Genomic DNA, 20,638 nt, shown 5'->3' on the forward strand with positions numbered 1-20,638 from the left:
GCATCCCGGACGATTCAGGAGTACAATAGGCGAATAAAAGCATAAATGCTGTTCCACAGGAAAGTTCATGGCTGTCATTCAAGATATTATCGCTGCGCTCTGGCAACATGATTTTGCCGCGCTGGCGAATCCACACGTTGTTAGCGTCGTCTACTTTGTCATGTTCGCCACGCTATTTTTAGAAAACGGTCTGCTGCCAGCGTCATTCTTACCTGGCGATAGTCTGCTGCTACTGGCAGGCGCGTTGATCGCCCAGGATGTGATGCATTTTTTGCCGACGATTGGCATTCTCACCACCGCGGCCAGTCTCGGCTGCTGGCTAAGTTATATCCAGGGACGCTGGCTTGGTAATACGCGTACCGTCAAAGGCTGGCTGGCGCAGCTTCCGGCAAAATATCATCAGCGCGCCACCTGCATGTTTGACCGCCACGGTTTGTTAGCTTTGCTTGCCGGGCGCTTTCTGGCGTTTGTCCGCACGCTGCTGCCAACAATGGCGGGTATTTCCGGCCTGTCCAACCGCCGGTTTCAGTTTTTTAACTGGTTAAGCGGCCTGCTGTGGGTGACTGTCGTGACCAGCTTCGGCTACGCGCTCAGTATGATCCCGTTTGTTAAGCGCCATGAAGACCAGGTAATGACATTTTTAATGATCCTTCCCGTCGCGCTACTGGTCGCCGGACTGTTAGGTACGCTGGTCGTGGTGATTAAAAAGAAATACTGTAACGCCTGACGTATCCATAATCGGCCAGGATGGCCCGGTTACGCTTCGTTGACCCGTGGCGGGATGCCCCACTTAGCTCCCTTGCATTGTCCGCATTCTTGCCGCATCTTCGCCCGGCGTAACGCCAAAATAACGTTTAAACTCCCGGCTAAACTGCGATGCGCTCTCATAGCCGACCCGCATCGCCGCGGCGCTGGCCTTCATACCATCGTGAATCATCATCATCCGCGCTTTATGCAGTCGGTAGCTTTTTAAATACTGCAACGGCGAGGTGCTGGTGACCGCCTTAAAATTATGGTGAAACGCCGACACGCTCATGTTCGCTTCTGCCGCCAGTTGCTCAACATTCAGGTTCTCGGTGTATTTCATTTCGATCTGTTTAAGTACGCGACTGATCAGGCTAAAGTGCGTCTGGCGACTAACCAGTGCAAGCAGCGCCCCGCCGCGCGGTCCCATCAGCACATGATAAAGAATTTCGCGAATAATTTGTTTTCCCAGAATCCGCGCATCCAGCGGGCGCTCCATCACATCCAGCAATCTTTCCACCGCGCATAAAATCTCGTCCGACAGCGTGGCGGAGTTAATCCCACTGGCCGCCATCGGCAACTGGAAACGCTCATCTTCGCCAATGTCCATGAGCAACTCTTGCAGTTGCAGCACATCAATGTCGAGCCGAATACCGGCTAGCGGTACCTCCGGCGTTGCCCAGGTCTCGCATTCAAAAGGGAGCGGCACGGTCAGTAAGAGATATTCATTAGCGTCATAACGAAACTTGCGCTTGTTAATATAGCCAATTTTATGGCCGGAAAAGAGAAATATGATGCCAGGCTGATACATGACCGGCGTGCGCGGCCCCGGTTCAACACCATACAACAGACGAATGCCCGCCAGCCGCTCGCTGATTATTTTATCATTATTTTTTAAATGATTAATTTTATCAGCCAACTGTAAGCAAATTGCTTCACGATTCATAACGCGCCATTTTTTCATCAAATCCACTCCGCTGGATTGTGCGCATTTTTAGCGATTTTCTCCAGCATTCTGGAGAAATAGGCAAAACATTGGCAGAAATGTGCATTGAGAGACATCCCTCACAAGACCACAATGATGACCATCAGGCAGACAGCCGCCTGCCCTCTTTTTACCCACATAAGGGAATGAGCAATGAACAATTTCAAATTACATACCCCTACCCGCATTCTGTTTGGTAAAGGCGCTATCGTCGATCTTCGCGATCAGATCCCGCAGGACGCCCGCGTGCTGATTACCTATGGCGGCGGTAGCGTGAAAAAGACCGGCGTACTGGCGCAAGTTCAGGAAGCGTTAAAAGGACTGGATGTTCGGGAGTTTGGCGGTATTGAACCGAACCCGTCCTATGAAACGCTGATGAAGGCCGTGCAGCTTGTGCGCGACGAAAATATTACCTTCCTGCTGGCCGTTGGCGGCGGTTCCGTACTGGACGGCACCAAATTTATCGCCGCAGCGGCGCAGTATACGGACGGCGTCGATCCGTGGCACATTCTGGAAACCGGCGGTACTGAGATTCGTAGCGCAATCCCGATGGGGTCTGTGCTGACCCTACCGGCAACCGGCTCAGAATCGAACGCCGGCGCAGTCATTTCCCGTAAAACCACTGGCGACAAACAGGCCTTCCACTCCTCGTTCGTGCAACCGGTCTTTGCCGTACTGGACCCGGTCTACACCTATACATTGCCGCCGCGCCAGGTTGCGAACGGCGTCGTGGATGCTTTCGTCCATACCGTTGAGCAGTACGTCACTTACCCGGTTAACGGCAAAATTCAGGATCGTTTCGCCGAAGGCATTTTACTCACACTGATCGAAGAAGGTCCCAAAGCGCTGCAAGAGCCTGAAAACTATGACGTCCGCGCTAACGTGATGTGGGCCGCTACTCAGGCGTTAAATGGCCTGATTGGCGCTGGTGTTCCGCAGGACTGGGCGACGCATATGCTGGGCCATGAGCTTACCGCGATGCACGGTCTCGATCATGCCCAGACGCTGGCTATCATTCTGCCTGCGCTATGGAACGAAAAACGAGACGTTAAACGCGCAAAACTCCTGCAATATGCTGAACGTGTATGGAATATCACCGACGGTTCCGACGACGAGCGTATTGATGCCGCCATTGCCGCCACCCGCCGTTTCTTTGAACAGATGGGCGTGCCTACCCACTTGTCCGATTACGGTCTGGATGGCAGCACTATTCCGGCGCTACTGGCTAAACTTGAGGCGCATGGATGCACAAATTTAGGTGAAAATCAGGATATTACGCTGGATGTCAGCCGTCGGATTTATGAAGCGGCGCGCTAAGGTTTTTTCGCCTCTGACTTTCGTTTTTGGCCATTTCGTCCAGACTTAAGTCACTTAGTCTCGCCGGCCCCGACTCCGGCGAGCCAATTAAAAGAGGAACACATCATGGCTAATCCAACCATTATCAGGCTACAGGATGGCAACGTAATGCCACAACTTGGGCTGGGAGTCTGGAAAGCAAGCAATGAAGAGGTGATCGCGGCGATTCATAAAGCGCTGGAGGTGGGCTATCGATCGATTGATACCGCCACAGCATATCAGAATGAAGAAGGCGTCGGCAAAGCGCTAAAAGCAGCGAGCGTAGCGCGGGAAGAGCTGTTTATCACCACCAAGTTGTGGAATGACGATCAAAAACGTCCCCGCGAAGCCCTGCAGGAGAGTCTGAAAAAACTGCAGCTTGATTATCTCGATCTCTATCTGATGCACTGGCCCGTACCGGCTATCGATCACTATGTCGACGCCTGGAAAGGCATGATCGCGCTGCAAAAAGAGGGGCTGGTAAAGAGTATCGGGGTCTGTAACTTTCAGATCCATCACCTCCAGCGTCTGATCGATGAAACCGGCGTTACCCCTGTGATCAACCAGATCGAGCTTCACCCCTTGATGCAACAGCGCCAGCTACATGCGTGGAATGCGACGCATAAAATCCAGACCGAGTCCTGGAGCCCGCTGGCGCAGGGCGGCGAAGGCGTATTCGATCAGAAAGTGATTCGCGAACTGGCGGATAAATACGGCAAAACGCCCGCCCAGATTGTTATTCGCTGGCATCTGGACTGCGGGCTGGTCGTCATTCCGAAATCCGTCACCCCTTCCCGTATCGCGGAAAACTTTGCTGTCTGGGATTTCCGTCTCGATAAAGATGAATTAGGCGAGATCGCAAAACTGGATCAAGGAAAACGCCTCGGCCCCGATCCGGATCAGTTCGGCGGTTAAGCCGGATTTATCGCACGCCATGCCCGACGATGTCGTCGGGCTTTTTTTCATTTCGAAATATTAAGAAACAATTACGCGCATTTAACAGTATATTTCCCCCACACACAAGCGCAGAATTATTCTGATTTTGTGAATATTTATTCATGATTATTATCAATTTACTTAATGTATATAAAATATTTATGGATGTGTGATTGTGGCGGAAAAAAAATCTCAGGGCGTCAAATGGCTCCCATTTATTCTTATTCTGGTTATCGCCGCCGGACTGTGGCAGCTAACGCCCCCTTCCGGGTTAAGCGCGCCGGCCTGGCATTCCGCGATTATTTTTGTCGCGACGATCGCCTCTATCGTGGCGAAAGTGCTGCCTATTGGCGCGGTCGGTATTATTGGTATCACCGTCTTTGCGCTCGCCTATGCTGCCGGCGACAAAACGGCCAGCGGCGCGATTACCACGGCGTTGAGCGAGCTGAACAGTTCGCTGATCTGGCTTATCGTCGTCGCCTTTATGATTGCCCGTGGGTTTATCAAAACCGGGCTGGGTCGGCGTATCGCCCTACAAATGATCCGTCTGTTAGGTAAACGAACGCTGGGTCTGGCTTATGGTCTGGCGTTTGCCGATCTGATCCTCTCCCCCGCGATGCCCAGTAACACCGCGCGCTGCGGCGGCGTGATTTACCCGATCGCCGACTCGCTGGCGCGCAGCTTTGATTCACATCCGGAAGATGAGTCTCGCAGCAAAATCGGCACCTTTCTGATCACCTGTATTGGCAATGTTAACGACGTCACCGCCGCACTGTTTATGACCGGTTATACGGGTAACCTGCTGGCGGTAAAACTGGCGGCGAACGCCGGCGTTACGTTGAGCTGGGGAAGCTGGTTTATCGCCGCGCTCCTGCCTTGCCTGGTCTCTTTTCTTATCGTCCCGCTGCTGGTCTACTGGCTGACGCGTCCGGAAATTAAACATACGCCGGATGCGCCGGATTTGGCGCGCAAAGAGCTGGCGCAAATGGGCAGTATGACGCGCGGCGAGTGGCTCATGCTGGCGACCGTCGGCGTGTTGCTGGTGCTATGGATTTTTGGCAGCTCGCTTGGCGTGGATGCCACGACGGCCTCTTTTGTCGGTCTCTCGATTTTATTACTGAGCGGCGTGCTCACCTGGGAAGACGTTAAAAGCGAAAAAGGCGCCTGGGATACGTTGATTTGGTTTGCCGCGCTGCTGATGATGGCTAACCAGTTGAAGAAACTAGGATTCACCAGCTGGTTTGGCAACCTGATTGGCGACAGCATCGGCAGTACGATGCATGGAACCAGTTGGATAATCATCCTGCTGCTGCTTAACGCAGCCTATTTTTATACCCACTATTTTTTCGCCAGCGGCAACGCGCAAATCGCCGCGCTGTATGCGGTGTTTCTGGGCGTCGGTCTGCATTTGAATATACCGGCAGCGCCGATGGCGCTTATGCTGGCGTTTACCAGCAGCCTGTACTGCTCTCTTACACAGTATACCCACGCACGCGGCCCCATTCTTTTTGGCGCCGGCTATGTACCGACGGGCGTCTGGTGGCGAACGGGATTTATTATCAGCCTCTTTAATCAGGCGGTCTTTTTGACAGTCGGCCTCGCATGGTGGAAAGTGTTAGGGTTGTATTAAACGCTTAACGCATCGATAAGCCCCTCGGTTAACGGAGAAATGGAATGACCTGTATTTTCTGTCAAATAGTTGAAGGTAAAGCACCTTGTCATAAAGTTTGGGAAGATGAGCATCACCTGGCTTTTTTGTCGATTTTTCCGAATACCGATGGGTTTACCGTAGTGATCCCGAAAAAACATTACCCCAGCTACGCGTTCGATCTACCGCCGCAGGCGTTAGCGGACCTGATGCTGGCGACCCAAAAAGTGGCTAAGAAACTGGATAAGGCTTTCCCGGATGTCAGTCGTACGGGAATGTTCTTCGAAGGTTTCGGTGTAGACCATGTGCACAGTAAATTAAGCCCCATGCACGGTACTGGCGATTTAACCCACTGGAAACCGATTGAATCGCGGCAGAATAAATTTTTCGAACAGTATGAAGGATATCTGTCGTCACACGATCATGAACGGGCGGATGATGAAAAACTGGCCGCGCTGGCGGCCAGAATTCGTGAGGCATAAATACGGAGCACTTCTGCCGGATGGCGGTGTAAGCACCTTATCCGGCCTACAAAACTGTGCTATTCATAAGCCTGATAAGCGCAGCGCCGTCAGGCATTATACCTTAGATTATATACTTCTTATCTATTTTAATATATCAACCCTGGTAGGTTAAATATTACGGCGCGTGGCTAAATATTTCGTACAAAAACCATCCAGGAATAGCGGCAATAACACCCATTAAAATTATCCCTGCAAGAGTCATTTGCCTGTCTTCACGTTTTTCCATACTACATGCTTTAATAGCCATTATGAATATAACAACAGCTATTATAGCAATTACGATAAAACAGGGAATAATAATCATACCCATGATATCCCCTCCTCTTGGGCTGTATAAAAGCATCATGCCTTAATCATTAAGGTAATATATAATTAATTTATACAATCAATAATATTTAAATAAAATATAAAGCTCCCCGTAATTTAGCAATTACTAAAGACCGACACAATATATTTAGATGTCTGTTACTTCCAAAAACATTAGCTTCCAGAAGCAACAGATTCAAAGGTAATTAACGCCCTGCGCCTTTCCCGCGCTTCTTATTCGCAGCAAGCCCCTGCCGCTGATGTTCCACCGGCGTATGCTTGGTCAACGCCGGGCGCGTGTTGCGGTTCTGGCGACGCGCTTCGCGCATCTCTTCAATGGTCGGCGCAGGCACCAGACACTCACGGCGACCGCCAATCAAATGCTTTTTCCCCATCGCTTCCAGCGCCTGGCGAATCAGCGGCCAGTTCGCCGGATCGTGATAACGCAGCAGCGCCTTATGCAGGCGACGTTGCCTGTCTCCCTTCGGCACCACCACATCTTCACTCTTATAACCAATTTTACCCAGCGGGTTTTTGCCGGTGTAATACATGGTGGTCGAATTCGCCAACGGCGACGGGTAGAAGTTCTGCACCTGATCCAAACGGAAGCGGTGGCGCTTGAGCCACAGCGCCAGATTCACCATATCCTCGTCCCGCGTGCCCGGATGCGCGGAGATAAAATATGGGATCAGATACTGCTCTTTTCCGGCCTGTTTAGAGTAAAGGTCAAATAACTCTTTAAAGCGATCGTAGCTGCCCATACCCGGCTTCATCATTTTCGACAGCGGACCTTCTTCAGTATGCTCCGGCGCAATCTTCAGATAGCCGCCCACATGATGGCTTGCCAGCTCTTTAATGTAGCGAGGATCTTCTACAGCGATGTCGTAGCGCACGCCGGAGGCAATTAAGATTTTCTTAATGCCTTTCAGCTCACGGGCGCGGCGATAAAGATTGATCGTCGGCGTATGGTCAGTATCCATATGCGGACAGATATCCGGATAGACGCATGACAGGCGACGACAGGTCTGCTCCGCACGCGGCGACTTACAGCGCAGCATATACATGTTCGCGGTAGGACCGCCCAGATCGGAGATCACGCCGGTAAACCCCGGCACCGTGTCGCGGATCGCTTCGATCTCGTTGATAATAGAGTCTTCCGAGCGGCTCTGAATGATGCGCCCTTCATGTTCAGTGATCGAGCAGAAAGAGCAGCCGCCAAAGCAGCCGCGCATGATATTGATCGAAAAGCGGATCATCTCATAGGCCGGAATACGGGCATTGCCGTAAGCCGGGTGCGGCACACGCTGATACGGCAGCGCAAACACGCTATCCATCTCTTCAGTGGAGAGCGGTATGGCGGGCGGATTGATCCAGATATAGCGGTCGCCGTGTTTTTGCATCAGCGCCCGCGCGCAGCCAGGGTTAGTTTCGTGATGCAGAATACGCGACGCATGGGCGTACAGCACCTTGTCGCCTTTCACCTTTTCAAAGGATGGCAGCAGGATATAGGTTTTTTCCCACGGCTTCGGACGCGGCGGCTGCACGGTAATCGCCTTAGCTTCTTGCTTTTTCGGCGCGACCGGCTTGTTATCCGCGCACGGCAGATCCTCGCCATAGGGATGGGGAATTGGATCGATTTTACCCGGCGTGTCCAGACGAGTGGAGTCGACGCCGCTCCAGCCTGGCAGCGCTTCTTTAACCATAATCGCAGTGTTACGCACATCACGAATCTGATCGATGGTTTCGCCCATTGCCAGACGATGCGCCACTTCCACCAGCGGACGCTCGCCGTTGCCAAACATCAGCATGTCGGCTTTGGAATCGACTAACACTGAACGACGCACAGTATCAGACCAGTAGTCGTAATGCGCGGTACGGCGCAGACTGGCCTCAATGCCGCCAAGGATCACCGGGACATCTTTCCACGCTTCTTTGCAACGCTGGGTATAGACCAGCGTGGCGCGGTCCGGGCGTTTGCCCGCGACGTTATCCGGGGTGTAGGCGTCATCGTGGCGCAGCTTACGGTCAGCGGTGTAACGGTTGATCATCGAGTCCATGTTGCCGGCGGTGACGCCGAAGAACAGGTTCGGTTTTCCCAGACGCATAAAGTCGTCTTTGCTGTTCCAGTCCGGCTGGGCGATGATCCCCACGCGGAAGCCCTGCGCTTCCAGCATACGACCGCAAATCGCCATGCCGAAGCTCGGATGGTCGACGTAAGCGTCGCCGGTTACCAGAATAATGTCGCAGCTATCCCAGCCAAGTTGATCCATCTCGTCACGTGACATCGGCAAAAACGGCGCCGGCCCAAAGCAGGCGGCCCAGTACTGCGGCCAGGAGAAAAGGTCGCGATCCGGTTGGATCAGGGAGATAGCGCTCATATTGCTTCCAAAACGATTGGCAAAAAAATAATCAAAGGTCGGGGATTATAAGCCGGAATGGGAGAGAAATCGAATTGATTGGTGAGGCTGCACTCTGTAGCGGGGCCGATTGTCTGCCCCGCCGGTTATCGTACTTATGGACGAGCAGGCATATCTGCTACTTTGATAATAGGATTTTGTTCTTCGAGCAAATTCAGCAGTACCGGCGTGACATGATACATGGATTCTGCAATCATGACTTTCCCTCGCAGGGTGATTCTCTTTCCTATAAATCGTTGATAATAGTTGTATTTTTCAGGAGAAAGAATGAGCTGGACATAGCGATCCCAGTCAGGTTGATCCGTCATGGCCCCAGCCACACACTGAAGGTTTATTGTTTTTAATTCGAGATCTTTATCCGAGTGTTGGCCTTGATTATCTTCAATGACGTACTCGCGTTTGACCATCATACCTTCCAGTTCGATCGTGTCACCCTCTTTGTTGCAGGAAGAATCAAAGTTCACATAAGCGAGAACATATTTCCCTTTCTCTTCATCAAACTCAAAAGTGGAATTGTAATAAATACCTAAAGGTTCGCTGTATAAAAAGGAGTAGCGCTTATAGCTCTCGATATCGCGTTGACAGTTTCCGCCGCCATTGATCATTAAGTCTCTGTATTTTTGCCATACTTTTTCTAAATTGATTGGCTGATCTGCGCCAGTCGTAAGGTATTCTGCCGTATTGTCCATGACATATTTGATATTATTCGCTTTCAGCGCCTCACAAAAATCGGTTGTGTTCTGAATATACAGCGCCTTTTTACGCTGTGACTCAGGAGAAAGCAGCTCTTTGAGGAGTTTGATATTACGATGCTCTGTCTCGGTAATGAGGTAATCAACGTTCGCATAGCGTGGGCGATACCACGGCTGCTGTCGGAAGTACCGATCCATCTCACCGCCCGGTCTGAAAATATAACCGTGGCGAGCATAAATCTCATTAAGCATAATTTTAAGATCGGCTATCGAGGTTGCCCTGGTTTGCACGCTTCTTACAGGAAGCCAGGTCCGCGAGGCTTCAGGAAATCGGCCTTCCAGCGTGATGCGCTTTATCTGCGGTGCAAAAGCAAGATAGCTGCCGTAATCCAACAGCGTTCCCTTTGTCCCCATGGGAATGAGCCCTTTCCTTTTAGGCGTCACGAGAAAATCGATACAGCGCATATGTTCACTTCCAGTAATCACCGAATGGTCATTCTCTTGTTCAAAAAACTGGATGTCACACCACGGCGCGCCACTCATCATAGAAAAATCGTCAGGAACAACGCGCTGCCATTTTCGAACGTCGGGCAACTCAGCGTAAAACCCGAGCCACTCATCTGCAGTGGCAGTATAATCGTCGTTTCCGCTGCCATAAAAGGGTTCGCGACTGTCACCGAAAAAGGTAAAGTCATTAAGCGTGTAGTCTGTGACCTTGCCCTGAAAATAAATTTTTTTATTTTCGATCTCAGGGCGGAATTTTAGTTCCGCATTAGCTGAGAAGATAAACAGGCACATAAATATAAATAAAAAACATTTTTTCATTATTTACCACTCCCTGTATCTCTCTTAACAATCAATGTAACATTAATTATCAGAACACGGCATATCATATCAGTCTAAATCGGCGCACTGCTGTGCTAATTTTATACGTACATTGGTACGCCGCGTATCTTCTGGTGGATACACCTTATCGATCATTGCGTTAAGCTTGTTACAGCCCAACCAGGCCATCCGGTAGGCAGTCATCAGGCTATGCCTTTCATCCTGGTAATCAAGGCTGGCTACAATAAGGGCCTCCGGCAACGCCGTATGTTGCTGTTGCATACTTTGCAGTATCCCCGCCAGAATATCCGGCGGCAGCGCGTCCTCTTTCGAGGCTGTATGCAATGTGCGTGAAATCAGGAAATTCCAGCCATCCGTCAACTTATCCTGAGGGATGTGCTGCCAGTTCAGCATCTGCCCTTTCACCAACGCACGCAGCGTCTCGCCATCCGCATCACTAAACAGCGACGCCAGCAGATTTTTATTCGGATAAACCGATTGCCCCAGCACCTGCGGCGTCAGTTTTATCTGGGCAAGCAGCGCTTTAGTTTGCCCCTGCAACAAGAAATAATATGCGCGATACAGCGGATTTTGCGCTTCACGCCGCTGCCAGAAAAAGGCCAGAGTCTCTTTATCCTGAAGCTGTATCGCCCCCGAATAGGCTTCATCGGTGAGAAGATCGGGCATGACCCGTAGTAGAACGTCGGCCATCGCAAAAAAAGTCTGGCGAACTCCCCCAGGTTTAAAACGGGGCATGGGGAGATACTCCAACGGATTTTGCTGCCGTACGATGGTGCGATTTGCCTGCGCCTGCTGAGAGTCGCCCGTGAGCTGCTCGCTAAAAATACGCACCGCAGTGATATTGCCACTCTCAAAAGCTGCAAAAAATGGCGCATTGACGAAATAGCCATCTTCCCGCGAAACACTAAAAGGCGATGCCACACGTGCAGTCAGAGCGCGCAAGTTTTTTTCTGATATGCCTGGCGCTTTTACCGCCTGAACCAGTGTCTGTTCCAACATACTGTTATCATGGATGCTCTCTAACTGACGCAGGTCGCCAGCCTGAACCTGCCTGAGCAACTGCGCAATATTTTGCTGTTGCCATTGATGGCTAATAGCACGCCACAGCTCCGGCATCACCGGGCACAGCACCCCAATGAACACAATATGGCACAGTAGCCATGCGGGCCACGGCTTGCGCAGCCTGGTTCCCAGCAGCAGCGCGGGCAGCAAGCCCGCCCAACTCAGAATCGGCAACAGGAGCATCAACATCCATACCGTGCCTGTTTGGCTCAACAACTGGGTATACTGCAACGTGAGTAACAGCAATATCACGAATGCCCACTGTGGTAGTAATACCCACAGCAAAATCTGTCGGCTGCGTTTTTTGGAAAACATCAGGATCAGCAGTAATACCACCGCAGCGGCATACCCCCACGGCAGAATACAAAACATCAGCAGTTCAGATCCAAGCCATCGATTAATATAATCCATTTACTATTCCTTTAGTCACTTCGCGGCTGGACATAGCGCATTCAGCCGTTGCCGCGTATCGTTTCGTGCTTGTTCGCCCCCCGCCACTGATGCATTCAACACCTCACGCAATTGCTCACAGGAAAGCCCAGCCTGTAAAAAAGCGGCAGGAAACGTCGGTGTCCAGGGAAGATAGTGGGCGATTTGCTCGTTGGATAACGCTTTCTGCGCTTGCATCGCCTTAATGATCTGTATCAGCAATGCGTTCTCTAACGCTCCACCACGCAGTCGCAATATGGCCTGATGCAGAGGCTCATTATTTCCGTCTTCCATTGCTCGTTTCCAGTCCACTACGTTTGCATCAATAAGCGACTGAATCATTACCAGATCGCCATTGCTCAGTATGAAAGTGAGCAGGTTTTCACGATCCCACCTCTCAATCGGCGGTGTGATCAATATTTCTGGATTATGGGTTACCTCGCTTATTAGCGGTTCCGTTTTGGCTAACAACACCATCGCTTCGAGCCTGCGCAGAGGAATAGTGGGCGGATGTTTCTGCCAAAAATAAGCAACCAACTCGGTGTTACGTTGGATAATGGGATAAATATAGACAGCATCATTCAACAGTTCTGGCATAATATTCAGCAATAGCTGGCTGATTTCTAGTCTGTACTGCTCGCGATACTGTGATATATAGTTAGATTTATAAAGCGTCAGCAGTGGATTTTCTTTACGAGCGACAATGTTGCGATTCTCTCTGGCGGAAGATGTCTCGCCCACCAGTTGCTGGCTAAAAAAGCGTACTATCGGTACGTTATGTTGGCGAAGAGCGGTAACAAATGGCGTATAAAGAAATTCGGCGTTCGGGATCGCCGCTTCAGGGCAAGATTCTGCCGCTGTCAAAAATGGCGAAATACCTCGTATTTTAGCCAGATAACGCAATAAATTTTCCGGTGTATCGCGGTGTTCTGCAGCCAGCGTCAAAACACTTGCCAATTGATAACAAGATGCATCCTGCAAAACCTGAACATCCCCCTTCGCGCGCTCAAACAGTCGGGTAATTTTATAGTTATCCCAGTCTTCACCAATGTGGTGCCATAATCGCGGGCCGTCCATCACATAAACGAAAACGAACAAAAAAATAGTATGGGACACGATAGTTCCCAGAATAAAAAATGGAGACTCTCGACTAGAAAAAACAGCAATTATTATCGAGGGCAACAATCCTAATATCAATAAATATACGATATAAATATCTTTTGAATCAATCCTGAATAATCCTCCCCACAGTACACAGACAACGCTCACCTGCGGAAGAACAACACGCAAGAAAACCCGCCGATAGCGCAAAGAATCAAATGCGCCGACAATTAACATCAATAATACAACGCCATAAATACCCCACGCGCTCATCAATATTACTGAATCCCACATCATCCACGCAAATGATTCAACCATAAAGCATCCTTACTTTCCATGCTCACTACCGAGTTCAAATCACTCGTTTCTATTTTCTGATAACACAGCGGGATAAACGCACTAATAACTATAGCCAATACGATGATTGTATATATTGCCCAGCACGGTGGATATTATCATCAACAACAAACTCCATCCGTTTCCCAAATTCATTATTGCCCACTATTTTCCTGATGATAAAACACATCAAACTCAAACTGCCATGAGAAAGGTTCCGGTTTGTTGCTATTATCAAAGGCAACGGCTTGCGCATACAGTTCGTCCGTCAATAATTCCGGTACGACGCTAATCAAACTGGTACAAATATCTCGCGCCAAAAGTTGTTGTTGCAAAAAAGTTTGTTCATCAGCCGTACTATCATTAAAAACACGATTCAGTAGGTCCAATAATGGATTGTTTTGTAAAAGCTGATACCGATATTGCTTTGCCTGTACAGAATCGCCAATAAACCAGGAGGCAAACGCCCCAACAGCAGGACGATTAAGCCGGTCGATAGCCAAAACCAACCAAATTTTTTCAGTTCCGTCCGCAATATCAAAAGGGGAAATGCGTTTTGCGAGATGCTCAATCCGCCTATTCGTCCACCAATCCCCTGCGTTTTGCGGCTGCATTGCTTGCGACATCAAATGATTTAAAAAAGCGCGGTCATCGGTCGTATCGATTTTTCGTAACAGCGTTTCTTCCGCCGCCTGCTGTGCCTGATAGGCATCGCGCCGATGATGCCTCTCGAGAATATTCCCCATGTGCGCTAATAACAGCAGCAATACGACCACATGGCACCCGGCCCAGAGGTGGTGTGGTTGGCGTAATCGGTGGCTAAACAGTAGCGCCAGCAATAAACTAAGCCCCAGTATCCACCCTGCGCCAATCGGGAAGAAAAGCGTTTCATCACCCGCAGCAAACCATAGCAAAAGAACCAGCGTAATCTGTGGCAAAGCAATCCACAGCAACACGCGACGAGGCGTTTGGAACAAAAAAGCCAGGCAAATAACAATGAAGAGCAGAATAAGATAACCGCCTGCAGTAAACACCCAGAACGTCAGCAGCCGCCATCCCTCTTCACTGATTCTCATCGAATATCCCTGGTCCGCCTTTACGACGCTGGATTCACCAGCATTTGCCCAATCGAGCCGCGGTCAGCCATTTCCAGCGTCTGGCTGTTGAAATAGAACGGGAAGTGCGGCCAGGACGGCTGACCGTAGTAGACCAGCAATTCGACTTGCCCATCCACCCAGACGGTATCTTTCCAGCCTCTATCTTCCGGGAACGGCATAGAGCCGTTGACGTTACGAATCAGGAAAGAGACGCCCTCAATATGGAACGACTGCGGCATATCGGCGCGTACCGTCCAGCGCTCCCAGGTGCCTTGTTGGGCGGTAATATCAATGCGATTCACATCCCACAGTTGGCCGTTAATCCCCGGATCGTCGCCAAGACTGATGTCCCGACTGCGGACAGGCGCGCCGCTCATGATCTCCGTCGGCAACAGACGCATCGGCAGATTATCGGTCACCAGCGGCAGCAATCCGGTTGGCCGTAACGTCAGCACCAGGGTCGAAACCAGAATACTGGAAGGTTCAAAGAAACCGCGAATCCGATCGACTATGCTGGCCGCTTCCCCGCAGGTGATCGAGACTTCGTCGCCGTTGGTCATATCAACCAGGATTTCACGTCGCTCGCCGGGCGCCAGAGACAACTGTTTGACGGAAACCGGCGCAGGTAAAAAGCCCTGATCGCCTGAAATCACATGCAGCGCCCGGCCATCGCTCATCTGAAGCTGATAGCGCCGCGAGTTCGAGGCGTTCAACAACCGTAACCGCACCCAGCCGCGGGACACTTCGACATAGGGGCTTTGCGCGCCGTTCACCAGCAGCGTATCGCCGACAAAACCACCGCTTCCCGGTTCGCTGTACTCCGGCGTCCCAAAGTTATCCAGCCGTTTATCCTGGATAATGACGGGAAAATCATCCACGCCGTAATGGTTCGGAATGGGCAGCGTTTTACTGATGTCGTCTTCGACCAGCCACATTCCGGCCAGGCCGTTATACACCTGCTGCGCAGTACGGTTAGGCGTGTTAGCGTGATACCACAGCGTCGCGGCGCTCTGACGAATCGGCAACACTGGCGCCCAGTCCGCGTTCGGCGACATCATACGCGCCGGGCCACCCATCAGCGGCCCCGGCACCAGTAAACCAGCAACCGTCATGGAGACATTTTCCGCCAGGCGGTTGCTATAGATGAGTTTAACGTCATCGCCTTTCCAGACGCGGATTGTCGGCCCCAGATAACGACCGTTCACTCCCCAGACCGGTGCGCGCGTGCCTTGCGTAAAGGACCAGTGCGCTCGCTGTAGCGTCATAAACAACGGCTGCCCGCGACGGGACTCCAGCAACGGCGGAACAGGCAACGGCTGTTGCTGACCGGCAGCATTCGCCCTGAGGGGAATCGCGCCTGCACATAGTGCGATTCCCGATGCCTGAAGAAACTGACGCCGACTGAATGACATATAAGCTCCATGTAAAACAGGCTAAAGAGTTGTGCCTGAAAAAATGATTTCTACAATAACAGAGTAAGTCTGCTTAAACCTTACCGGTCGCTTCACGTTCCGCAACCTCTTTATCAAGTTCCGCGATTTTTTGCTCCATTAACGCACGGCAGTGGGCCGCCAGCTCGCGAACCTGATCTTTACCATATTCGCTGACGTCGACTGGCGGCAGCATTTCCACAATAACCAGTCCGTTGTTCAGGCGGTTTAGATTGACTTTGTTAGAGGTGTTGGAAACGCAGACAGGAATGATCGGCACACCAGCCGCGATAGCCGCATGAAACGCGCCGGTTTTAAACGGCAGCAGACCGCGTCCCCGGCTACGCGTACCTTCAGGGAACATCCAGATAGAAATACGGCGCTTTTTAAAATGGTTAACCACTGCCGCAATGGTGCTATGCGCTTTGGCGCGGTTATTACGGTCAATCAGCAGATTACCGGTCAGCCAGTACAGTTGCCCAAAAAACGGGATCCAAAGCAGGCTTTTTTTCCCCACCGTCACCGTTGGCGGCTGCACAATATTCGCCGCCGTGACCATATCATAATTATTCTGATGGTTAGCGATATAGATAGCATTGCCATAGTTTTCCGCGTCGGCGGGTTTGCGGCACTCCACTTTCAGGCCAAACAGCGGGGCCAGACGGCCGAACATATGCCCAAACGTCGCCACGTGTTTTGGGTTACGTGGGCTGAAAAGGCAGTAAATAGAACCGAAAACACAGACCAGAATGGAGTAAATAACGGTAACAATAAGACGAAAAATATATAGCATAACAACCTCTGAAGGCCTAAGAGCCCGGCATTCTACGTCACCTGAAATTCAGGTTAGGATTTTGGTAAGTTTGGCTCTCTGGAAAAACGTATTGTTAATCGCAATGCACGAATAAACAACGGTTTTACGGGAAATTTTAATGTTAATCCGATCTGAAACCGTAGGCCGGATAAGAGGCTACTGCGTCGTCATCCGGCAACGGCAGAGCGCCGGATGGCGGCTTAAATGCCTTGTCCGGCTTACGGGTGCCCCTGTCTTACTCTTCGCTGTCGCCATGACTTACGCGATGCGGCGAATCAATCTCAATGCGATCGATACGCTGCAGGCCGCGCATTAATGTGCCACGGCGTCCGCGTTCGCCGACCACCTTTTGTAACTCTTCAGGGCGCAGTTTGATTTTGCGCTTCCCGACATGGATAGTCAGAGTGCTTTGTGGCGGCAGCACGTACAGGTGCGCCAATCCATCATCGCCTTTCGCCGCTTCCGCAGAGGGGATATTAATGATCTTATTCCCTTTGCCTTTCGACAGCTGCGGCAGAGAGTCTACCGGGAACATCAACATCCGTCCGGCCTGGGTAATCGCCAGCAGCATATCGTGCTCGTCTTCAATCACCAGCGGCGGCATGACGTGCGCATTTTCCGGCAGTGTAATCAACGCCTTACCGGCACGGTTACGGGCAACCAGATCGTTAAACGTACAAACGAAGCCATAGCCCGCATCCGACGCCATCAGCAGTCTCTGGTCATCGCCTTCCATCAGCATATGCTCTACGGTCGCCCCCGGCGGCAGCGTGAGTTTGCCGGTCAACGGCTCGCCCTGCCCACGCGCCGACGGAAGCGTAATGGGATCAATAGCATAGCTGCGCCCGGTGGTATCAATAAACACCACCGGTTGATTGCTCTTACCTTTCACCGCGGCTTTAAAGCTGTCGCCCGCTTTATAGTTAAGCCCCGGCGCATCAATATCATGACCTTTGGCGCTGCGCACCCAGCCCATCTGCGACAGCACGATAGTCACCGGTTCGGACGGCAGCATGTCGTGTTCGCTCATCGCTTTAGCTTCTTCGCGCTCACGCAGCGGAGAACGGCGATCGTCGCCATAGGCATCGGAATCTGCCTGTAGCTCTTTTTTCAGCAAGGTATTCATTTTGCGTTCAGACGCGAGAATGCCCTGCAACTGGTCCCTCTCTTTTTCCAGCTCGTCCTGCTCGCCGCGAATTTTCATCTCTTCCAGTTTGGCGAGATGGCGCAGTTTCAGTTCGAGAATCGCTTCCGCCTGGGTTTCGCTGATGCCGAAACGCGACATCAGCGCGGGTTTCGGCTCATCCTCGTTACGGATAATCTCAATCACTTCGTCGATGTTGAGAAACGCCACCAGCAAACCTTCGAGGATATGCAGGCGCTTAAGCACTTTCTCCAGACGATAGTTCAGACGACGGCGTACCGTGTCGCGGCGGAACGCCAGCCACTCGGTGAGGATCTCCAGCAGGTTTTTCACCGCCGGACGACCATCCAGACCGATCATGTTCAGGTTAATACGGTAGCTTTTTTCCAGATCGGTGGTGGCGAACAGATGGTTCATCACCTGTTCCATATCCACACGGTTGGAGCGTGGCACAATCACTAAACGCGTCGGGTTTTCGTGATCCGATTCATCGCGCAGATCGTCCACCATCGGCAGTTTTTTATTACGCATCTGCGCAGCAATCTGCTCCAGCACTTTCGCGCCAGACACCTGATGCGGCAGCGCGGTGATCACCACGGCGCCGTCTTCTTTGGTCCATACCGCGCGCATACGCACGGAGCCACGCCCGTTTTCGTAAATTTTACGAATTTCCGCACGTGGGGTAATGATCTCCGCTTCGGTCGGGTAATCCGGCCCCTGGACGATATCCAGCAACTGATCCAGCGTCGTTTTCGGCTGCTCAATCAGCGTAATCGCCGCTTTCGCCACTTCGCGCAGGTTGTGCGGCGGGATATCTGTTGCCATGCCCACCGCTATACCGGTGGTGCCGTTCAGCAGGATGTTCGGCAGACGCGCCGGTAACATTTTCGGTTCCTGCATCGTGCCGTCGAAGTTTGGCACCCAGTCCGCCGTCCCCTGGCCGAGTTCGCTTAACAGCAGCTCGGCATACTTGGACAGGCGAGATTCGGTATAACGCATTGCCGCGAATGACTTCGGATCATCCGGCGCGCCCCAGTTCCCCTGGCCATCGACCAGCGGGTAACGGTAAGAGAACGGCTGCGCCATCAGCACCATGGCTTCATAGCAGGCGCTGTCGCCGTGCGGATGATACTTACCCAGTACGTCACCGACGGTACGGGCGGATTTTTTAAATTTAGCGCTGGCGTTCAGCCCCAGCTCTGACATCGCGTAGACGATGCGGCGCTGTACCGGCTTCAGGCCGTCGCCAATAAACGGCAACGCACGATCCATGATCACGTACATGGAGTAGTTTAAGTAGGCGTTTTCCGTAAATTCATGTAGCGCAAGGCGCTCTGCCATATCGCTCATTAACAGGGGATCCTCAATCTGCATGCTGACCGTTCGGACGGCAATATTGCCGCAGATAATACCCTATCTCACGGTCTGAGTCACAAACCGTGAGACAGGTTGCGAGGAAGTTAACGAAGCGGCAGATAGATATCCGTCAGCAGCTCATGTTCCGCCACCTCATTGACGAAATTCAGGTACTGGAAGAAGACCGGAAAATCGCGCAGCGTCTCGCCGCTGGCCGGTAGCCATTCGCGGAATAAATACCACACGCTCTCCGGGAGGCTGTCGAGCGATCCCTGATGGCGCACCACCGCGCAGCGCCCGCCAGGAATCTCGCTATTCACCACGCCAACGTCATTTTCGGCTATCGGCTGGCGGACGCTGCCGCAGATATCAAAGCGGAATTGATCCGGCGGCGTCGTCTGCGGGTCGTGCCAGGCAATACCAAAAGTTTGACTGCTGGCAATCGGCGACTGGCCCGTTTCGCGCCGCCATGCAATAAATTTCGCCGCGCTGGCGTTGACCTTATCCGGATGCCCCAGATGCGTCAGCATCGCGACGCGGGTAGGTGGAAATTCAACGATTTTTACGTCCATGACATGCTGCTCCTGTAACGCAAGTTTAGGAACGCGTTGGTTCCAGGCCAGCCAGTCCGGCGATTGCCGAAACCGGCGCGGGCTTTGACCAAACGCGGTTTTGAAAGCACGTGTGAACGACTCCGGATTCTGGAACCCGGCATCCAGCGCGATATCGATAACTTTATCCTGCGGGTTAAACGCCAGCCGCCATGACGCGCGGCGCAAACGCAACCACTGGATATAGCGATAGAGCGGAAGCCCGCTCCAGGCGGTAAACTGCCGATGAAAATGAAACGGCGAGCTGTGCGCCATCCGGCTTAACGCCTCAATCGACAGAGGCTCATCCAGATGACGCTCAATGTGGTCGCAAACGCGCCGCAGACGTTCGGAATAAGCCGCGCTGATCAGGTCATTCATCACTGCCTCCTTGTGGCCTATTCTGCCCACCGGGCGGCTGTGAATCCTGACCGATCTTGCGCAATGTGGGATTACGGATTCACTTTACGAATCTGTTTTACGTCGATTTCGACAGAGTTCCAGTCTTTATCCACTTCGCCCTGAATTTCAACGGTATCCTGCGGGGTTACGGTCAGGCCGTTCCAGCGCTTGTGGTCAATATCCACATTGATAGTACCGGTCGCATCTTTAAACACATACAGATCGTCGGAAATGCGCTCGACGATATTCCCGCGCAGCGTTACCCACGCATCGTCACGCAGCGATTTAGCGCTCTCTACCGTCGTGCTGCTGCCGTTCGGGCCGACAAATCCGCCGCCTTGCGTTTGCGTCGCCGACGGGCCGGAGAAACCACCCTGCTGAGCCGCCAGAACCGGGGTAGAACACAGTGCCATAACGGCAACGATTGCAGCTAATTTTTTCATG

General features: G+C 51.9%; 16 protein-coding genes and 1 pseudogene. 5 read left to right on the top strand and 12 right to left on the bottom strand.

The window, feature by feature from the left end:
- Positions 1 to 67 precede the first annotated feature (67 nt).
- Complete coding sequence (gene yghB / locus ACLD4F_RS10605; RefSeq protein WP_000268444.1) at positions 68 to 727, top strand: DedA family general envelope maintenance protein YghB; 660 nt, start codon at positions 68 to 70, stop codon at positions 725 to 727.
- A gap of 63 nt (positions 728 to 790) precedes the next feature.
- On the opposite strand, the gene ACLD4F_RS10610 is transcribed toward yghB, so the two are convergent.
- Positions 791 to 1,690 (bottom strand): AraC family transcriptional regulator, encoded by a 900-nt coding sequence (locus ACLD4F_RS10610; RefSeq protein ID WP_001078198.1) that lies wholly within the window; start codon positions 1,688 to 1,690, stop codon positions 791 to 793.
- 192 nt (positions 1,691 to 1,882) lie between these two features.
- Here ACLD4F_RS10610 and yqhD point away from each other — a divergent pair, with 192 nt between their 5' ends.
- The 4 genes and pseudogenes from yqhD (at position 1,883) to ACLD4F_RS10630 (ending at position 6,130) form a co-directional block, all read left to right on the top strand.
- The gene (gene yqhD / locus ACLD4F_RS10615; RefSeq protein WP_001058720.1) at positions 1,883 to 3,046 is read left to right on the top strand and encodes an alcohol dehydrogenase; all 1,164 of its coding nucleotides are present in this window, start codon (positions 1,883 to 1,885) and stop codon (positions 3,044 to 3,046) included.
- A gap of 105 nt (positions 3,047 to 3,151) precedes the next feature.
- Complete coding sequence (gene dkgA / locus ACLD4F_RS10620) at positions 3,152 to 3,979, top strand: 2,5-didehydrogluconate reductase DkgA (RefSeq protein WP_000013100.1); 828 nt, start codon at positions 3,152 to 3,154, stop codon at positions 3,977 to 3,979.
- Positions 3,980 to 4,144: 165 nt separating this feature from the next.
- Positions 4,145 to 5,630, top strand: a pseudogene (locus ACLD4F_RS10625) (DASS family sodium-coupled anion symporter).
- Positions 5,631 to 5,674: 44 nt separating this feature from the next.
- Positions 5,675 to 6,130: an HIT family protein gene (locus ACLD4F_RS10630; protein ID WP_000128242.1), complete on the top strand. Its 456-nt coding sequence runs from the start codon at positions 5,675 to 5,677 to the stop codon at positions 6,128 to 6,130.
- A 157-nt stretch (positions 6,131 to 6,287) separates the two neighbouring features.
- On the opposite strand, the gene ACLD4F_RS10635 is transcribed toward ACLD4F_RS10630, so the two are convergent.
- The 11 genes from ACLD4F_RS10635 to ACLD4F_RS10685 all read right to left on the bottom strand — a co-directional run bounded on the left by ACLD4F_RS10635 (position 6,288) and on the right by ACLD4F_RS10685 (position 20,637).
- Positions 6,288 to 6,482, bottom strand: coding sequence for a hypothetical protein (locus ACLD4F_RS10635; protein ID WP_000525384.1), 195 nt, complete (start codon positions 6,480 to 6,482; stop codon positions 6,288 to 6,290).
- Between the two features lie 202 nt (positions 6,483 to 6,684).
- Positions 6,685 to 8,856: a YgiQ family radical SAM protein gene (locus ACLD4F_RS10640; protein ID WP_023202149.1), complete on the bottom strand. Its 2,172-nt coding sequence runs from the start codon at positions 8,854 to 8,856 to the stop codon at positions 6,685 to 6,687.
- Positions 8,857 to 8,990: 134 nt separating this feature from the next.
- Positions 8,991 to 10,412, bottom strand: a complete 1,422-nt coding sequence (locus ACLD4F_RS10645) for a DUF4459 domain-containing protein (protein ID WP_350388620.1) — start codon at positions 10,410 to 10,412, stop codon at positions 8,991 to 8,993.
- A 69-nt stretch (positions 10,413 to 10,481) separates the two neighbouring features.
- A complete protein-coding gene (locus ACLD4F_RS10650; RefSeq protein ID WP_411010833.1) occupies positions 10,482 to 11,906 on the bottom strand; it encodes a hypothetical protein in 1,425 nt (474 codons plus the stop codon).
- Between the two features lie 15 nt (positions 11,907 to 11,921).
- Positions 11,922 to 12,827, bottom strand: coding sequence for a hypothetical protein (locus ACLD4F_RS10655; RefSeq protein WP_306341237.1), 906 nt, complete (start codon positions 12,825 to 12,827; stop codon positions 11,922 to 11,924).
- Between the two features lie 689 nt (positions 12,828 to 13,516).
- Positions 13,517 to 14,437, bottom strand: a complete 921-nt coding sequence (locus tag ACLD4F_RS10660) for a hypothetical protein (RefSeq protein WP_411010834.1) — start codon at positions 14,435 to 14,437, stop codon at positions 13,517 to 13,519.
- 20 nt (positions 14,438 to 14,457) lie between these two features.
- The gene (ftsP, locus tag ACLD4F_RS10665; RefSeq protein WP_023202144.1) at positions 14,458 to 15,870 is read right to left on the bottom strand and encodes a cell division protein FtsP; all 1,413 of its coding nucleotides are present in this window, start codon (positions 15,868 to 15,870) and stop codon (positions 14,458 to 14,460) included.
- Positions 15,871 to 15,943: 73 nt separating this feature from the next.
- On the bottom strand, positions 15,944 to 16,681 hold the full coding sequence (gene plsC / locus ACLD4F_RS10670) for a 1-acylglycerol-3-phosphate O-acyltransferase (protein ID WP_000965730.1): 738 nt from the start codon (positions 16,679 to 16,681) through the stop codon (positions 15,944 to 15,946).
- A gap of 256 nt (positions 16,682 to 16,937) precedes the next feature.
- The gene (gene parC, locus ACLD4F_RS10675; protein WP_350388618.1) at positions 16,938 to 19,196 is read right to left on the bottom strand and encodes a DNA topoisomerase IV subunit A; all 2,259 of its coding nucleotides are present in this window, start codon (positions 19,194 to 19,196) and stop codon (positions 16,938 to 16,940) included.
- A 110-nt stretch (positions 19,197 to 19,306) separates the two neighbouring features.
- The gene (locus ACLD4F_RS10680) at positions 19,307 to 20,173 is read right to left on the bottom strand and encodes a GyrI-like domain-containing protein (protein WP_023202097.1); all 867 of its coding nucleotides are present in this window, start codon (positions 20,171 to 20,173) and stop codon (positions 19,307 to 19,309) included.
- A gap of 71 nt (positions 20,174 to 20,244) precedes the next feature.
- Positions 20,245 to 20,637 (bottom strand): YgiW/YdeI family stress tolerance OB fold protein, encoded by a 393-nt coding sequence (locus tag ACLD4F_RS10685; protein ID WP_000731552.1) that lies wholly within the window; start codon positions 20,635 to 20,637, stop codon positions 20,245 to 20,247.
- Position 20,638: the final 1 nt, after the last annotated feature.

Origin of the sequence: Salmonella sp. 741265050_HSA (assembly GCF_046569445.1) — a bacterium.
In the GTDB taxonomy this organism is placed as follows: domain Bacteria; phylum Pseudomonadota; class Gammaproteobacteria; order Enterobacterales; family Enterobacteriaceae; genus Salmonella; species Salmonella enterica.